The organism is Pseudoalteromonas sp. HL-AS1, from assembly GCF_031198785.1.
GTDB lineage: Bacteria > Pseudomonadota > Gammaproteobacteria > Enterobacterales > Alteromonadaceae > Pseudoalteromonas > Pseudoalteromonas distincta.
In genome coordinates, this window is the sequence record NZ_CP133569.1 from 1815097 (window position 1) to 1832532 (window position 17436).

Sequence of the window (17436 nt, forward strand, 5' to 3'; positions counted from 1 at the left end):
ATTACTCTGCAGGGTTTGGATTAGCTAATATAGTGTCGGTTTGCGCTTTACGAAATGCTTCAATTTTTGCAAAAATTTCTGGATTTTGACATCCTAAAATTTGTGCAGCTAATAAACCCGCGTTTGCTGCGCCCGGCTCACCAATTGCAAGCGTACCTACCGCAACACCTTTAGGCATTTGGCAAATAGATAAAAGTGAATCAACACCATTTAATGCTTTTGATTTTACAGGTACGCCAAGTACAGGAAGCGACGTAAAAGCAGCTGCCATACCTGGTAAATGCGCAGCGCCGCCAGCGCCAGCAATAATAACTTTAATGCCACGTTCTGCGGCTGAACTTGCGTAATCAGCAAGTAATTGAGGAGTGCGGTGTGCAGACACGACTTTGGTTTCGTACTTAATGCCAAAATGCTCTAGCATAAGTGCTGCATGTTCCATGGTTGGCCAATCTGATTTAGAACCCATAATAATGCCAACAGTCATAAATACTCCTCAGTAATGTATTTTAAAAATAGCGGACTTATGTCCGGTTTTAGGCGGGTATTATACCCAAACCAAGTTTAATTGCGACTCACAAAAACAAAAAAAGCCATGTTTAAACATGGCTTTTTAGAGTTAACGGGTAAATAGCTAATTAAGCTTCTTTACTCGCTAGGTATTCGGCGTAGTTGCCTCTAAAGTCGATAACTTTACCGTCTTTAATTTCCCAAATACGGGTTGCAACCGATGATACAAACTGACGGTCGTGAGATACAAACATCAATGTACCCTCGTAAGCTTCAAGGGCTAAGTTAAGCGCTTCAATTGATTCCATATCCATGTGGTTTGTTGGCTCATCCATTAACAATATGTTTGGCTTATGCATCATAATTTTACCAAACAACATGCGGCCTTGCTCACCACCTGAAATTACTTTAACTGATTTTTTAATATCGTTTTGAGAGAATAACATACGGCCTAAGAAGCTACGAACCACTTGCTCGTCGTCGCCTTCTTGTTGCCATTGCTCCATCCACTGAAACAAGTTCATGTCGGTTGCAAACTCATCAGCGTGATCTTGCGCGTAGTAACCAATATTAGCATTTTCCGAGAACTTAAACTCACCAGCTTTAGGGGCTAAACGCCCTGCTAATGTATTAAGTAATGTTGTTTTACCAACACCATTTTCACCAATAATAGCAATACGTTCGCCAACTTCTACTAAACCTTCAAGTCCAGAAAACAACGTATTGTCGTCAAAACCTTGTGTTAGGTTTGTCATTTCAAGTGCGTTTCTGAATAACTGCTTTTCTTGATCAAAACGAATAAACGGCGTTTGGCGTGAAGATGCTTTAACTTCGTCTAATTGGATTTTGTCGATACGTTTAGCGCGCGATGTTGCTTGCTTAGCTTTAGATGCGTTAGCAGAGAAACGAGATACAAACTGTTGAAGTTCAGCAATTTGGTTTTTCTTTTTCGCGTTTTCGTTAAGTAATTGCTCACGTGCTTGCGTTGCTGCAAACATGTATTCGTCATAATTACCTGGGTAAATACGAAGCTCGCCGTAGTCAATGTCGGCCATGTGTGTACACACAGAGTTTAAAAAGTGACGGTCATGCGAGATGATTATCATGGTACAGTCGCGCTGATTTAACACGTCTTCTAACCACTTGATGGTGTAAATATCCAAGTTATTAGTAGGCTCATCAAGTAGCATAATGTCTGGGTCTGAAAATAATACCTGTGCAAGTAGCACACGCAGCTTAAAACCCGGTGCAATTTCTGACATTGGGCCAAAGTGTTGGTCAGTGCCAATACCTACACCTAATAAAAGCTCACCTGCTTTAGATTCCGCAGAGTAACCATCCATTTCAGCAAATTCAGTTTCAAGATCGGCTACTTTCATACCGTCTTCTTCGCTCATTTCAGGTAAAGAGTAAATACGGTCACGTTCTTGTTTGATTTCCCACAACTCTTTGTGGCCCATAATCACGGTATCGATTACTGAGTATTCTTCGTAGGCAAACTGATCTTGGTTAAGTTTAGCAACGCGTTCGTTAGGATCAGTACTTACATTACCTGAAGACGCTTCAAGCTCACCACTTAAAATTTTCATAAATGTTGATTTACCACAACCATTTGCACCGATTAAACCGTAACGGTTACCATCGCCAAATTTTGCTGAGATATTTTCAAATAATGGTTTAGCACCAAATTGCATGGTGACATTAGCTGTACTAATAATAGCGCTACCCTCCAAAGGAGTAATGATGTATTTAAATTGCGCGCAGTTTAAACCAAAATGGCCTGTTTTTCTATGAAAGTTTAAAAGCAAACCACTGCGTTTTAGCCATTTATTATGGCTATGTAGTTAGTAGTAAAAATAACGGATTAGATTTAATGGTTTCGTTAATTTTTATTCAACTTATTCTAATTAAAATCCATAAAGTATGTTTTACAAACAGGCATAAGAGATTAGAAATTACGATACAAATTAGAGTAAAAAAACTTTTAACGTGTTTGTGTGTCTACTTAACTCATTTTTGTTCACCCTATAATAATAAAAAGTTATATTAATGAAAATAAAGTACTTTTAGAGCTTTCACACTAGTTACTACTTTTTAACCAAGATGAAATTAATTCAAATTACAATTTTTACACATCGCTAATTCCTCATCCTATTTACCAATCAAATCATTAAAAACATAAACTTTTGCAACACCTGAAAAACAAAATTAACCTTTAGTGAATATCCGTTAAGTTTAACAGTTAATTTTATTGAGTATTTTTCACTTTTGAGCCGTTTATTGCTTTGTTAGTCTTCGAATCTGAATTTTTACCTACGTAAAAAATTGACCAATTTACACAGGGCAACACACAAGATGAGCAAAAAATTAGCGACGCTTATTAGCGCAAGTATTGTATTCGCACCCGCTGTTTCGGCAGTAGAATTATACAAAGATGACAAAAATACTGTTGAAGTTGGTGGATATCTTGATGTGCGTGTAATTAATACACAAAATGAAACCGAAGTTGTTAACGGTACCTCGCGCATTAACTTTGGATTTACCCGAAAGCTTAAGAAAGACTGGACTGCACTCGCACTCGTAGAATGGGGTGTAAACCCTGTTGGCAGCAGCGATATCATTTATAACAATCGTTTTGAGTCTATCCAGGATGAGTTTTTGTATAACCGTTTAGGTTACGCAGGGCTTTCGCACGAAAAATACGGGCAACTAACTATTGGTAAACAATGGGGTGCATGGTACGACGTAGTTTACGGCACAAATAATAGCTTTGTATGGGATGGTAATGCGGCTGGTGTTTACACCTATAACAAAGACGATGGCGCTGTTAATGGCACTGGCCGTGGAGATAAATTAGTGCAGTACCGCAATAGCTATAACGATTTTAGTTTTGCAGTACAAGCACAGCTTAAAAACAGCGAATTTTATACCTGTGACGTAACCGACATTTCAGAAGAAGAATGTGAAGCACTTTGGAACTCTGGCGATAGTGCAGCCCAAGAAGTTGAATTTAATTACACATTTGGTGCGTCTGTAACTTATACCCCAACTGACATGCTAACACTTACAGCAGGTGTTAACCGTGGTGAGTTTGATTTAACGTTTGGCGATGGTTCTACTCGCAATGTTGAAGATTTAATTTATGGTGCAGGTATTATGTGGGGCAACATTGATGAGCCCGGCCTATACGTTGCAGCCAACGTAAATAAAAACAAAAACCACGACACAGATAACATTGGTCGCTTAATTAAAGACGCAATCGGTGTAGAAACATTTGCATCTTACCGCTTTGATAACGATTTTCGCCCTTTTATTGCCTACAACGTGTTTGATGCTGGTGATGATTACGTAATTCAGCCAAACTTTAACGCCGACCCAGACGATGTATTTAAACGTCAGTTTGCTGTTATTGGCCTTCACTACTTAATTGACGAAGACACTATTGCCTACGTAGAAGCGCGTAAAGACTTTAGCGACTTTGAAAGCGATAACAAAGAGCAACAAGCACAAATGGAGCAGTCGGAAGATGACGGTATAGCATTTGGTTTTAGATATAAGTTTTAAATATAAGTTTATAAAACGACTACAACTTCCCTAAGCACAACCCTTTTAGCCCTTTTAACTGGGCTTTTTTTATTTTTCCATACTTTTTTCAATACTCGATTTTGCATTTAAGGCTATTTCAAAAAAGGCATTAACAGCCGCATTGGTATCTGCTTTTTTAATTTGTAATAGCACCATTCACGATGCCCCTATTTTTTACGTTTACCATTTTGCTGCTCATTACAATGAGCGAGGAAAACTTTAATTAATCACTCATAGTCCACACTCGGCATTTATAATTTTAGTGGATGTAGTTATCGCAGGCTTTATTATTTTGACTACCTCCTTGATTACTTTTTATAATTTGACTTTATTGCTAAGTTTAACGTTATAGAAATACTTAGTATGATGTGTTCTTTTACTGTAAAGCCACCAGCCAACTTATATTAACTGCATTAAGAGTATAAAAAGAAGGTGAAACTATATTGAAATTGCAAAGTACTGACACTGCTTTTTACTGATCACAAATACCTAAGGCTGCTTAAAAGCAGTCACATATAGGTGTGGTATATGCTCATGGGTACTGACGGTATTCTAATTTTATAGTCATGTACTGTATATAAAAACAGTACATGTGATTGCTGTGAAAAAATAATTTAAACCTACCTTTCTTTGTAAGTCGTTAATAATATTGAACTAAGTAAAGTGTTATAAAGTTGATTCGTTATCATAAATAGATAAAAAAACGATAACTGTGTGTATATACAGTTATCATTTAAACCAATCTATCTTACTTTTTAATAAACGTACTATAACCAGCTAATGCCTTAGCCACACTAATTGATGGATTATCTGAATGCTCAGCACCTTTGTTTATATCACTTTGCCACACAAGGTTATTGTTAGGATTGGTTGATAAAGCGGCCTCTAAATTACTAAACGCTTTTAACATTAGCGGATGCTCTGCCCCGCCCACCGAAAGATATAAATATGTAGACGACTTCACTTTGTTATCTTGGGCACTTAAAAACGCTTCTACATTATTAACTACGGTCATATCGTCATACCAAGCCGCAGGGCTAAAAGCAAAATAGCCATTAAACAATTCAGGCTTTGTATGCAGCGTATAAAGTACAAAGCTACCACCTGCCGAAAAACCACTTAATACACGGTTATTACTAAGCTTATATTTTGCTGATAGATAAGGGAGTAACTCAGTTTCAATAAACGCTAAAAACTTGTCGGCTTCACCATTTGGTTCAATAAGTGTTTCATGCTCTGGACGCGCTTGTGTATTTACATCTTGGCGAGCATAAGGAGGCACTAAATCGCGATGACGTGTATCTGTAAAAAACAAATTAGGAATAGACACCAATATAGCCTTATCCCCTTTTTCGCTCTTAGCTTGTTTTGTAAGTGCTTTATCCCATGTATCTAAATTAAAGTTACCATCTGTTTTAATAATTAACGGATACGCTTTTTTAGGATTGTAATTAGCGGGCAATCTTAAAAACACTTTGCGCGACTCATTAAGCACGCTTGAGTTAATTGTTACATCTGTATAGGCCGATACATAATGGTTGTAATAGCGTATAGCTAAAATACCAATAGCAAAAATGACTACGGCTAAACTTAAATTAATAAAATAGTGTTTTGTTATTTTTATTGCCATGCGGCATTCCTTTAAATGTTTAGAAGTTATTTAATCGAGCTTAACCCATTGTTTTATTTCAAGCGCGGTCATAATAAGCTCAACCGAAAATGCGGCTAAAATCATCCCCATCACACGCGTTAAAATAGACGCGCCGCCAGTACCAATAAGCTTAATTATTTTACCCGAAAGCAGCAACAGTACTAGGGCCTGTTTATCTTTCGAGGTTGAATTTGCAGCAGTATGTTTGGTATTTAGGCAAGGCAGAGCCTATGCAGTGTGGTTATTCCCCATAAATAGGCGATAACGCAGCATAAATACCAAACATGCGCTGCCCTTTGGGTTCATTCTAGGGACGATTAACTCTTTGTTACTCGGTTTTTACTTAGCCCGCTAGGTTACAAACCTCGCGCCGCGATTAAATAGCCCCTAGATTGAACAAATTTCAATCCTGAAAGGCCAACAGGCCCTAGTGTAATACCCAACACACCAACTGTAACAAGCGCTGTGCCTATTTGAGTAGTAATTGGGTGTATGTGGTTGTCGGTAAGTAGTATCACCGCCAAAATAGCGCCAGGGGTCGCAGTTGCTGGTATAGCTAGCGGAAACACAGCAATATCGTGATCGGGGTCTTGTTTAGCTTTGTTAGAATCGTTTCCAAATATCATTTGCAGGCCAAACAAAAACAATATAATTCCGCCCCCTAACTGAAACGACACCAACCTAATTCCCATCGCATTAAGTATTAGCTGCCCAATTAAAATAGAACCCAATAGTACGCAACCAGCATAAAGGACCGTTTTAAAGGCTGTTTTACGACGTTGTTGATCTGTTAAATGAGAAGTAAGCGCAGCAAACAGCGCCATAGTGCCTATTGGGTCAATGGTTGCCCAAATAACAAGCGCATCTTGAGATAGTTTTTCTAGCATATAAAATCCTTGTTAAGCGTAAATATTTAATAAAACACGGGTAACAAATTCATTTGCTTACGCTTAACTATAATAGAAAGCCGTTATTTTTTGTATTTTATTTGCACTTGGAGATGTTGACCTTTCAGGATTGAAAAAAGATAAGCACTTATAATTGCCGTCTTTCGTTAAAGTGATTTATGCCAAATAGAATTTTCTCTTAAACTAAAACCTAACTTAATAAGTAAATTATGGGAACGTGCATTATGTGCACTCACCTCAGCCGATAAATGTTTAAGCGGAACATGCTTAAGTAGCGTTTCAATAAAACCGGTGACTACTTCAAACATTACGCCTTTATCCCAAAAGTCGGGGTGCAGCTCAAACCCTATAAATGCACTACTTTTACACGGCGTTAAATTATAAAGCCCACAAGTACCCATTAACTTTCCAGATATATTATGTTCAATTGCAACTCTAATCACTTCGCCTTCGTAGTAGGCACTAATATCATCTTGTATTAATTGTTTGATTTGTGTTTTGCTGAGCGGTGTTTCGTAGTCGTTAAATTCTGACACATGCGGATGGTTTAAAATATTAAATAAACACGCAGCGTGTTTGTGGGTAATTAAACGCAGCGTAACGCGTTCAAGCTTTGTGGTGTTAAACATTTTATTTAAGTGGTTAGTTAAATTAGCTCTTTATGGGCAGGCATTATTAACTTACCATACCCCATTAACAAGCATTATCTTTAAAGCAAAAAGAGTGGATAACGTAATGAGTGACGATTTTCAAGTAATACAACCCACTACCACAGTATATTGCCCAAAGCGCGGCGAAGGCTGGACCTTAACAGGCATTACTAATATTAACGAGTTTACCTCAGTAATGTTTGACGGCACACGCTATACGCTTCCAGCACGCGAAATAGTAGAAGAACTTCTTCCTAACCAATTAGCGCGTGAGCAAAATAGCTAACCAAACACATACACAATAAAAAGGCTGCAATTTTGCAGCCTAATATCTAATTAACTAGTTAAAATGCATCGTCTTCACTGTAAACATTAACGTTTAGCTCGTCATCATCTTCAAATACTACAAACGAAATAGGCTTACAGCATACTTGGCAGTCTTCTATGTATTGCTCATCAATATCTGCTGCATCAAGTAATACTTCTATACTTTCTCCACAATAGGGGCAGCTTATTGATTTTTCAGTTAACTGGTTCATTTATCACCTGCTAATTTAAATCTCGAATGTTGTCACTTTAATGAACAAGCCAGCATAATTCAACACCCCATTAAATAACGCATACTTGGCTAATCCAATTAAACCATGCTACTAACTTAAATAGTGATCTTGTTACTAGCCTTATCCCTATAAAACTTGTCAAAGCACAATATTTTTCACCATAGATAAATTAGTCAGCACTCTACAATGAAATTGTATTAGCACTTAGCGGGTCTAACTTTATAAGTATTTATAAACTCACAGTACAGATGGATAATTTTATGAAAAAATCACTTACGCTTGCATTAACATCTGCCGTTATTTTGTTTAGTACATTCTCCCATGCAGCTAAAACCGAAAAAGCCGTTCTAGCTGGAGGTTGTTTTTGGTGTATGGAAAGTGACTTTGAAAAGCTAGAAGGCGTAACCATTGTAATATCGGGCTTTACTGGCGGTAAACTTATAAACCCGACATACAATGGTAATCATAAAGGCCATTACGAGGCCGTAGAAATCACATACGATCCGGCCATAGTAAGCTATCAGGGCATACTTGATCATTACTGGGTTAATATTGATCCCTTTGATGCCAAAGGCCAATTTTGTGATAAAGGCCCTAGTTACTTAAGCGCTATATTTGTACAAAACGACGAACAACGTAAATTAGCCGAAAAAACAAAAGCAGCAGTAGCTGCCGAGTTTCCTAACCAAACTGTGGTTACACCTATACTAAACGCAAGCACCTTTTACCCTATAAAAGGGAGGGAAAGCTTTCATCAAGATTATTACAAAAACAATCCAATCCGATACAACACCTATCGTTGGCGTTGTGGTCGCGACAGCCGCCTAGAAGAAATTTGGGGCGAAAGAGCAACTCACTAGTATTTATTAAGCAACTAAATTACACCAACAAAAGGCTGCGTATTGTGCAGCCTTTTGCTTATCTACAAAGCTAGCTTTCTCTGCTTCAAAAAGTATACGAACCTTCATTATCAATAAATAGTATATTCTGTTTCCTAAAGCTGGCTGTTTATCTACTAAATCAAATACAATAAATTGCACTCCTAGATTGATATAAACCAAATTCAACAACTGGAGTTACACAAAATGTTTGCCAACCAATTACAACTAGCGCGTGCTCTAGAGTTACCAACACGACAAGCCATGCTTTACCGTGAACCAGCAGTACAAAACTTTTGGATAAACAACACTGACCTAATTACAAACGCGTGGAGCGAATGGGAAGCAACATCAATAGATAGCTCAACGTTTACACTTGACGACACACTACTTGATAAAAACCTACGCGAAGCAGTAAAGCAAGCATGGGAAGATCCATCAAAAGAGCTAGCCGTAAAAGCGTTATTACACGAAGTAGCGCCTGATGTGTTTCAATTTCAATTTTTTGATCCTGAGCGCCTAGCTGTATTACGCGGATATTTAGAACAAGTATGGAATTCGCAAATTCCTATGCGCCCGCCATACGGCATAGTGTTAAATCGCCGTGGTGCCATGCTTGATAGCCGATCAGAAGGTTATTTAGCCGCGCCAAGCTTTCAAGCATTTTATAACGAAATACTAAACACTTATATGCGCCCTATTTCGCGCTTATTGTTTCCTGAAATAATTGGCTACGATACACAAACATTTGGTTTTTCAATTTATTATGAGCCAAATACAGATTCTTCAATTCGCCCACATACCGACGCATCAGCTGTAACGCTTAACATTAACTTAAACTTACCAAGCGAAGAGTTTACAGGGTCACAAGTGGACTTTTATCACCCGTACACAGGTGACATTAAATCACTTACCTTTAAGCCTGGTACTGCCATGTTACATCGAGGCAATATTGCACACGCAGCCAAGCCTATTACCAGTGGCGAGCGAACTAACTTTGTATTGTGGTTGTATGGGGAGCGCGGTCGATTACCAGCACAAGGTGCACCACGCATTCCTGTTGATGCTAAACAGCGCTGGACTAACCCTAACAAACCAAATGATGGCTACGCACCATTTTAAGTAAGCGCTTTTAACGTTTTAAATATAAAAGGCTGCCAAATTTAAGCAGCCTTATACAAGTAAAGCTTATCCAGTAACCAACACGTTTTAAGTTTAGTAACATCAAAAAACCGCCCTATTCATAATCTATATAGTCGCCACTTATAACAATAGATAACACAAATTTTCCGCCTTGCTTTTCTTATGTCCCAGTACTTCGCTTAACAAAGTACAAAATTTAGGGGGATGTCATGTTTTTTGTATTTAATTGATAAGCCACTGTAGTGCTTAAGTTGGTAATTTAATAAACTGTGCTATCTTTTTACTATCTATATCATAAAAATAAGCGCTAACCCAAAATAAGAAATAGCACCTAAATAAGCAATTGGAAAGTGTGAATATACACTGAGGCAAATAAGCAATAATATAAAAAACAGACTAATGCTAAAGCAAACCACTGCCAAAAGCCTGCCTAACCAACGTATAGATTGGGTTGCAATATTTAAAACAAACAAGGTAATAGCCCCAAGTATTACATACACTAAAGTGTTTAAATCTTCCCCATGCGCTAAACCATCTTCGGTATAGTACATCATGTAATGAGCAAGCGGAGTCAGTGCTAATAAAGCCCAGAAACCGTAGCTGCTCCATGTTGATGAAACAAAATAGTCACTACCAATATTAGGCGCAGGAAACGATGCTTTATATCTATTTTGGTTCATGTGGATTCCAGTCAAGCCGTTTTATATAAGTTGATAGCAAGGCTTTTATTAAAAACACAAAAGGCCAATAGACAATAAAAACTGTCCGTATTATTGATTTTTATCAAAAAAATTACAACTTGCTTGTATTACTAACCACAATACAGAATAACAATTGTACTATTAGCGATTAATCAAAGTAATAAAGAATCTATTTAAAAAGAACATTGAACAATAAACTTTTCAATTGATAGAATGCCCTACTTTTTCCCATAAAGAGATACAATGGCAAACTTCAATACTCATCTTAATTCTGCCGTAATCATCACAGGTTTAGGCTCGGCCACTTTATTATCTGCAGGACATATCGATTTAAAAGGCGCACTTTGGTTATGGTTTTTAGGCTCAATTGGCGGCTTATTGCCCGACATAGATTCAGATAACTCAACATCACTCGATACTATTTTTAACTTATTCGCACTCAGCGCTGTATTACTGGTACTGCATTACATAACTACCGAGCTCATTATTGAAATTAGCTTTATCGAGTTAATCGTAGTGCCGTTATTGGTTTACGGATTTATGAAATATATTATTAGACCTATTTTTGAATGGATCACGGTACACAGAGGTAGTTGCCACTCTTTACTATTTATACTGTTATGCGCGCTATTAACAACTCAAGTAACATGGAAACTGAATGACCAATCAACCACACAAGCAGCCGTCTTTGCCTGGTTAACGGGTGGGTTTATTTTACTTGGCGGGTTAATTCATTTATTACTGGATGAAATTTACAGTGTGGATTTAAGTAATGTCACCATTAAACGCTCTTTTGGCACCGCTTTAAAAATAGCTGACTTCGATAATAAACTAATTACGCTAGCTTCAATTATTGCCATTGCAGGTTTGATCTATGTTGCCCCTCCCACAGAACAAACTATTACAGCGTTAAGTGACTGGTCTCATTTTACGTTTTTATCTTAACGCCATAAGTAATAAGCCGTTTAACCACATACTCAAAATGTGTGCCCTCTTGGTAATTAAATGTTGATTTACTAAGAGGGTATGAGGCACTGCGCTTTTAGAGACATGCATGGCTAAACCAAAGCGGCTTTGCAAAGTTAGGTTTAATTAAAAGCCATAGCCTGAGCCTGTTTGTTATTAATTAATACTTTTATAGGTTTAAATGAAATAATTTACTCGCTTTACCTGTCTTATACCTACAACGATAAACGCTATTTAATACAAATACTAAGCAGTTTGATACATTCAAATCCGCAACAGCTGTTGAAAGCGTCAAATATAAAATCAAAAGAGCTCCATAATGGAATTTACACATAAACGCACCACCCTAATTACAGCATCGTTATTGTTGGTATTGGCGATATCACAGGGTATTTATTCAGCCCTTTACAGTGCTGAAATTAGTTTTTCAAGGCAGGTGGCTTGGGGGCTAGAAGCACTGGTATTTACTTTACTTGTTGCCTTTGCAGGCACAGCTATGATGCAAGCAAAAAATGCTCAACTAGGCTGGTCGGCTATCGCGTTTAGTGCAGTACTTAACATAGTACAAGTGAGCGTTGGGCTTACGTTGTTTTCAACATTTGGTAAAGTTGCGGGCACAGTAGAAGGCGCACAGCCTTTAATTGGTGGCGTGGTGTCTCTATCATTCATGATTTACTACGCAGCCAAGGTACTATTAGGGTTAGCAGCACTTGTTTTTGGCCTGTCTTTTATCGCTAAAGGCGGCAAAGCCATTGGCGGCCTTACAGCCCTTGCAGGCGCAGTTGCAGTGCTTGCCAATGGTATTTTAATAACCTTTGGCCGAGATGGATTTCTGCCATCAGCTGTTGCTGGCGCTTCAGGCATGATTGCAACGTTACTATTAGCAATCTGTTTAATAAGCCTTTACCGTAAAGCAGACTAAGGCTTATTAGCTTACAAGTAAGCTATTCATTTGAAAAAAAGTATAAACATCGGCGTGTATTAGAGATGCTAATTCGCCGATGTTTTACGTTTAAAGCGTTTAAAGTGACAGCCATCTTATTTCTTAAGACTAATTCACAAAGAGGATATGAGGCGTTGCGCTTTTAGAGGGTAAAAATAGCTTATATCAAAAGCTTTTAACCGATTTATGTTTTGATATATGAAGTCAAGATTTGATCCCTTAACTTTTTAAGTCTCCTCAAAGTAATGAGGAAGTGTCCACTAAAACGAGTGAGGTGCATTTTCCGTTTGAAGTTCTTGTTATATGGCTTTAATCCACTATATAAACAACAACTTAGAGTGAATTATAAAGCACCGGAAATAAATTCGATTACATCATTAATATCTAGTTGATTAACATTTAAATTATAAATATGCATAGCACCTACATGACGTATCTCTTTGACTAATTCATCATTTTTAAAGGCAAAAGGTTCGGGTCTATTATCACGATGACCGAAACCAGAATGTGTATTTTTCAATAGATACCAATCACCGTACTCATCAGTTTCAGATGCTACCAATACAATATTTAAACCTGTTCCATCAGAAGATTCAATTCCACCCCAAGCTAAAACAAGTTTACCATTTAGGGTTGGCTTAGTTACATGAAGTCTACGGTCACCCCACACATCGTTTACATAGTGACTAAGCACGTCAGCATCATTAATCCTATGAAACCATATATTTATAGCCTTGCGATCAAATCTAATGTCAGTCGTTAAATCTCCCATAACAGTAACTTTAGACATATTCATTTTTGAGGCTGCACCTGAAACTTTGTTGAAATTATCAACAAATTCATTTACTGGCTGAACGATTTCGTTCTTGAACTGAAAGTTTAAAATGTCACTTTTTCTCTTAAGTTCTTTTTCTTTAACTTGCTGCTCAGATAAAACTTCTTCTGCTTCTAAATCTCTCGATATTTTCTTTTGCAATATATTATCAATTGCTGATTTATGATTACCGACATTTTGAGAGGAATTAATTAGCTCTTGCCTAACCTCATCCCATGTTTTAAAACGAGCATTTGGCCTTTTTGCCATTAGTTTATTAATAACAGAGGATACTTTGGGAGATATTTTGGTATTTACTGTATTTAGAGCTAGAGGTACTGCGGTCAAGTGAGCTTGTTCCCAATCATCAGGTGTACCATAAGCATGCTTCATACCTGCTATTTGATAAAACACATGTCCTATGGAATACATGTCCATTTGAATTGTATTCTTTTCTGCTCTATAGGCTTCAGGAGCAATATAAGGGGCTGTTCCCCAACCTTTAAATGTTTTAGAGCGTGTTTTTTCTTCAGCTATTTTTGCCAAACCGAAATCGGCTATTTTAAAAATACCTTTTTCTATAAAAATGTTATCTGGTTTAATATCCCTGTGGACTAAAATTTTATTAACAGCTTCCATTCCGTCTATTATTTGGTGGAATATTTCCAAACAAATGCTCTCCTCCATAAACTCATTTTGGGATAGTAAAAAATCTTCTAATGAACCACCTTCGGCTAAATCCATTATAAGGTAAGGTGTTTTGGGTTCAGATAATCCATCATGAAAACCGCGGTAACAAATTACATTTTTATGATTGATATTTTGAGCTTTTTCCCATTCGTTAATGAGGGAGCGGTGATTATTATCATTAGGAAGAAAATGTTGAAGTGACTTTAAAGCAAACTTTGAATCTCCATGCTTTTCTTCAATAGAAAAAACATGCCCCATACCGCCTTGCCCTAAAAATTTTGAAATAACATATTCTTGACCTTGAAATTCAACTATATCCTTAATTCTGAACATTTATACTTCCTAAATTGATAAATTGGAGATCCAACCTGAATAGCCATATAACAGCTTAATGAACCCCTCTTTGAAGGGTTATAACACACCAAAACGACACCTATTACTTTGTTTGATAATTACACCAAACAACTCGTTTATAATCAGACAATAACAATTGCTACTCAGTAGCCTTTGTAATTTAGCCCCAAAACGATTTTTAATAATGTTATGAGACAAAACTTACATCGCCGTATTTATACACAGCAACTAATTCTATTTTTTCAACCTAACCTTTAACTAAAGGGCTTATAACTACCCTAGCTTTAAAACCGTGAATCACTTTCACAGGGATCACCATCCCTATCACCATCCATTTTTGTATTCGGGCAGTTATTAATAAAAAATACCGCCTCAGCTCGGGAAGTCATTTGGCTACAGTGCTGCCTGCCATCACACGTAAAATTTTGCGTGCTTTTAGGAATAACGACTTTAGGAATAACGACTTTTGGGTATTTTCCATTAAAGGTGGCTAAATCGGCGTTGGTGGCTAAATCATTGGTGATAATAGGTGTTTGGCTGCTTGAGTGAGAGTTGTATTTAGTAAACGCATATAAACAAAGCACAGTAAGACCAATTGAGGCAACTTTACCTAAAAAGCTACTGGCAAAGTTAGATTTAGCAATGCGATGCGGCTGTTGTGTGTGTTTTTGATAAGGTGCTTTAAGCTCTGCAACGCCTTCTATGCGGCAGTTAATTGCTTTGGTTTTACCGTCGGGCTGTGTTGCCACTTCAAAGTAAATGGTGTCGCCAACTTTTGGCTTGCGGCTCATGTGTTTGAGCGCTGATATGTGTATAAACGTGTCGTGTTCTAAGGTGTCTGATTTAATAAAACCAAAACCTTTGTCGGTTTTCCACGACTTTAACAATCCTTTGTTCATGTATCCACCTGCTCTGCTTAAGCTGCGTTTTACGCAAATTCCATTTAGTTAACACTTGTTATTATACGTTCCTAAATTAAAACCATGCAACCAATTATTCATATTGCGTTAATTTTCACGTCTTATCTATTAAACTTAACTGAAAAATAAGCGTGCTAAAAACAACTAAACCTCAACTTATTTTATTTATAATTTACGGCCAAATGTCCTTTAATTCACATCAACCATTACGCACTCACCTACCAACTTAACAGCTTGTTTACACTAGGTTTTGTCATTAGCTATTTCTATCTGAATTAACCGTTTTTAGTACGATTTTTCATTCGTTATTTACTTAATTTATCTATACAATCCACACCTTATTTTTACGCACGTATTTTAAGTGATTATCTCATGTTACTAACCGTTGTTTATATTATTGGTATTACCGCAGAAGCCATGACTGGCGCACTTAGCGCAGGACGAATGAAAATGGATTGGTTTGGCGTAGTGCTTGTAGCCAGCGCCACGGCAATTGGCGGTGGTAGCGTACGAGATATATTACTTGGCAATTACCCGCTTACGTGGGTACAACACCCAGAGTATTTATTAATTACCTGTATTGCCGGTATTGTCACTACGTGGCTGGCTAAATGGGTGGTTAAATTTAAAGGTATATTTATGCGCCTAGATGCCCTGGGTTTAGCTGCTTTTAGTATTATTGGCTGCCAAGTGGGGCTAAATATGGGGCTGCATTACGGTATTTGTGTAGTGGCTGCGGTTGTAACGGGTGTTTTTGGTGGGTTACTGCGTGATTTAATATGTCGCCAAGCGCCGCTTGTATTACATAACGAGCTATACGCGAGTGTATCGTTACTTGTAGCGTGCTTGTACTTAGCGCTACACCATTACAATATAGACGACAACATAAGCATTATTGTGAGCCTTGTTGCAGGCTATTTAATACGTATGGCATCAATACGCTTTAAATGGCGCTTACCTACCTTTAGTTTATTAGAGCAGCACGCTAAATAAAAATAACCTTCAATACAAAATAAGGCAGGTAATATACCTGCCTTAGTTAATATAACTATTAGCGTATTAATTTAATGCCCGCTTACATCGCTTAACGCGGTTTTTAACCCGCTGTTATTTTGCTTAAGTACACTAAAACTGCCGTCGGTTTCTAGCACTACGGCTGCTACATCTTCAATGGCTAATATACCAGCACCACGAATAGCAGCGCGAATTTCTGATTTTGTTACGCGCTGCGATTTAAGTGCAGCCGTGCAGTATTCACCATCACTCAGTAAAAGCGTGGGCTCTGCTTTTATAAGCGCTGCAAATTTTGACGAGCGCACACTAAGCCATGTGATAACATATTGCAGCCCAATTAATACTACAAAGGCAAGTATGCCCTCAGCTAAAGGGACACTTTTTGAAATAATAACAGACGCTAATATAGAGCCCAGCGCAATGGTGACTATGAAGTCGAACACATTCCATTTTGAAAGCGTACGTTTACCCGATATACGCAGCCAAAACACCAGTGCGATATAACCCAGTACACCTATTGTAAGTACACGTAATAACCCCTGAATATCATCGTAAAACATAGTGGTTCCTTGCTATTAAAGGTGGCAATTAGCTTTTGCTTATAACCCTACATGGCGCTAAGTTAAATAACGATGAATAAAGTGCCTGCATTTACTTTGTTAGTTGTTTTACAAACTTAATTTTGCTTTGCTCTGTGCTTTGTTTATCAACGTAGCCACAAACATGATAATCATTGGTGATTAGCATAGTCAGCATTTGAGGAAACCGGTTCATCGATTTAACGTGTATATCGGTAAAGCCTTGTTCATAAGCCCACTTTTCTTGTTGAACAAGTAATTTTTTAGCAACACCTAATCGACGATTGTTAAAATGCACTCCGCCAAGCCAACTATAAAATTGTGTATTAGATAGCTCATAGCCAATTTTAAAACCAACTAATGTATCTTCTTTATGTGCTACTAATATCAATGCTTTTTTGTTTTCTAAACGGTTACGTAAAGTGTCACTATCAATGGCTGTTAGTAGTTCAGGGACATATTCACTTACTGCGGTTACATCATCAATGGTGCCTGTGGTTATAGTTATAGCCATAAAAGTCCTTGTTTTTTATTATATGAATTGACCTAGACAGTTTAAATTTAAACTACGGTT

General features: G+C 37.5%; 19 protein-coding genes. 7 read left to right on the forward strand and 12 right to left on the reverse strand.

Annotation, left to right across the window (positions count from 1 at the left end):
- Window position 1: 1 nt before the first annotated feature.
- Window positions 2-484 carry a 5-(carboxyamino)imidazole ribonucleotide mutase gene (gene purE, locus RB214_RS08500; protein ID WP_002962540.1) on the reverse strand — a complete coding sequence of 161 codons (483 nt, stop codon included), beginning with the start codon at window positions 482-484 and terminating at the stop codon, window positions 2-4.
- A 151-nt stretch (window positions 485-635) separates the two neighbouring features.
- Window positions 636-2225: an ABC-F family ATPase gene (locus RB214_RS08505; protein WP_076914937.1), complete on the reverse strand. Its 1590-nt coding sequence runs from the start codon at window positions 2223-2225 to the stop codon at window positions 636-638.
- Window positions 2226-2862: 637 nt separating this feature from the next.
- Between RB214_RS08505 and RB214_RS08510 the strand changes: the two genes are divergently transcribed.
- Window positions 2863-4071, forward strand: coding sequence for a porin (locus RB214_RS08510; protein WP_309168890.1), 1209 nt, complete (start codon window positions 2863-2865; stop codon window positions 4069-4071).
- Window positions 4072-4840: 769 nt separating this feature from the next.
- Here the strand turns inward: RB214_RS08510 and RB214_RS08515 are convergent.
- The 4 genes from RB214_RS08515 to RB214_RS08530 form a co-directional block, all read right to left on the reverse strand.
- Window positions 4841-5722: an alpha/beta hydrolase-fold protein gene (locus tag RB214_RS08515; RefSeq protein ID WP_309168891.1), complete on the reverse strand. Its 882-nt coding sequence runs from the start codon at window positions 5720-5722 to the stop codon at window positions 4841-4843.
- Between the two features lie 30 nt (window positions 5723-5752).
- Window positions 5753-5899 (reverse strand): MarC family protein, encoded by a 147-nt coding sequence (locus RB214_RS08520; RefSeq protein WP_244958523.1) that lies wholly within the window; start codon window positions 5897-5899, stop codon window positions 5753-5755.
- A 200-nt stretch (window positions 5900-6099) separates the two neighbouring features.
- A complete protein-coding gene (locus RB214_RS08525; RefSeq protein WP_309168893.1) occupies window positions 6100-6630 on the reverse strand; it encodes a MarC family protein in 531 nt (176 codons plus the stop codon).
- A 167-nt stretch (window positions 6631-6797) separates the two neighbouring features.
- Window positions 6798-7280, reverse strand: a complete 483-nt coding sequence (locus RB214_RS08530; RefSeq protein WP_166379319.1) for a GNAT family N-acetyltransferase — start codon at window positions 7278-7280, stop codon at window positions 6798-6800.
- Window positions 7281-7386: 106 nt separating this feature from the next.
- On the opposite strand from RB214_RS08530, the gene RB214_RS08535 reads away from it, so the two are divergent.
- A complete protein-coding gene (locus tag RB214_RS08535) occupies window positions 7387-7587 on the forward strand; it encodes a hypothetical protein (protein WP_007586727.1) in 201 nt (66 codons plus the stop codon).
- A gap of 58 nt (window positions 7588-7645) precedes the next feature.
- On the opposite strand, the gene RB214_RS08540 is transcribed toward RB214_RS08535, so the two are convergent.
- Window positions 7646-7840, reverse strand: coding sequence for a CPXCG motif-containing cysteine-rich protein (locus tag RB214_RS08540; RefSeq protein WP_309168897.1), 195 nt, complete (start codon window positions 7838-7840; stop codon window positions 7646-7648).
- A gap of 281 nt (window positions 7841-8121) precedes the next feature.
- Between RB214_RS08540 and msrA the strand changes: the two genes are divergently transcribed.
- Window positions 8122-8721, forward strand: coding sequence for a peptide-methionine (S)-S-oxide reductase MsrA (gene msrA, locus RB214_RS08545; protein ID WP_309168900.1), 600 nt, complete (start codon window positions 8122-8124; stop codon window positions 8719-8721).
- 225 nt (window positions 8722-8946) lie between these two features.
- Complete coding sequence (locus RB214_RS08550) at window positions 8947-9861, forward strand: 2OG-Fe(II) oxygenase family protein (RefSeq protein ID WP_309168903.1); 915 nt, start codon at window positions 8947-8949, stop codon at window positions 9859-9861.
- Window positions 9862-10169: 308 nt separating this feature from the next.
- Here RB214_RS08550 and RB214_RS08555 read toward each other — a convergent pair whose 3' ends face one another.
- Window positions 10170-10562 (reverse strand): hypothetical protein, encoded by a 393-nt coding sequence (locus RB214_RS08555; RefSeq protein ID WP_309168906.1) that lies wholly within the window; start codon window positions 10560-10562, stop codon window positions 10170-10172.
- Window positions 10563-10826: 264 nt separating this feature from the next.
- Here RB214_RS08555 and RB214_RS08560 point away from each other — a divergent pair, with 264 nt between their 5' ends.
- Together RB214_RS08560 and RB214_RS08565 are read left to right on the forward strand one after the other, a co-directional pair.
- Complete coding sequence (locus RB214_RS08560; protein WP_309168908.1) at window positions 10827-11528, forward strand: metal-dependent hydrolase; 702 nt, start codon at window positions 10827-10829, stop codon at window positions 11526-11528.
- Window positions 11529-11868: 340 nt separating this feature from the next.
- Window positions 11869-12471 carry a thiamine biosynthesis protein ThiC gene (locus RB214_RS08565; RefSeq protein ID WP_309168909.1) on the forward strand — a complete coding sequence of 201 codons (603 nt, stop codon included), beginning with the start codon at window positions 11869-11871 and terminating at the stop codon, window positions 12469-12471.
- Window positions 12472-12835: 364 nt separating this feature from the next.
- Here RB214_RS08565 and RB214_RS08570 read toward each other — a convergent pair whose 3' ends face one another.
- Together RB214_RS08570 and RB214_RS08575 are read right to left on the reverse strand one after the other, a co-directional pair.
- Entirely contained in the window at window positions 12836-14329 is a 1494-nt protein-coding gene (locus tag RB214_RS08570) for a serine/threonine-protein kinase (RefSeq protein WP_007586761.1), read from the reverse strand.
- Between the two features lie 305 nt (window positions 14330-14634).
- Window positions 14635-15249, reverse strand: coding sequence for a cold shock domain-containing protein (locus RB214_RS08575; protein WP_309168912.1), 615 nt, complete (start codon window positions 15247-15249; stop codon window positions 14635-14637).
- Between the two features lie 393 nt (window positions 15250-15642).
- Between RB214_RS08575 and RB214_RS08580 the strand changes: the two genes are divergently transcribed.
- Complete coding sequence (locus RB214_RS08580) at window positions 15643-16263, forward strand: trimeric intracellular cation channel family protein (RefSeq protein ID WP_007586765.1); 621 nt, start codon at window positions 15643-15645, stop codon at window positions 16261-16263.
- A 71-nt stretch (window positions 16264-16334) separates the two neighbouring features.
- On the opposite strand, the gene RB214_RS08585 is transcribed toward RB214_RS08580, so the two are convergent.
- Both RB214_RS08585 and RB214_RS08590 read right to left on the reverse strand, forming a co-directional pair.
- Window positions 16335-16844: a YetF domain-containing protein gene (locus RB214_RS08585; RefSeq protein ID WP_309168915.1), complete on the reverse strand. Its 510-nt coding sequence runs from the start codon at window positions 16842-16844 to the stop codon at window positions 16335-16337.
- A 91-nt stretch (window positions 16845-16935) separates the two neighbouring features.
- Window positions 16936-17376: a GNAT family N-acetyltransferase gene (locus RB214_RS08590; RefSeq protein WP_309168917.1), complete on the reverse strand. Its 441-nt coding sequence runs from the start codon at window positions 17374-17376 to the stop codon at window positions 16936-16938.
- Between the last annotated feature and the right edge of the window lie 60 nt (window positions 17377-17436).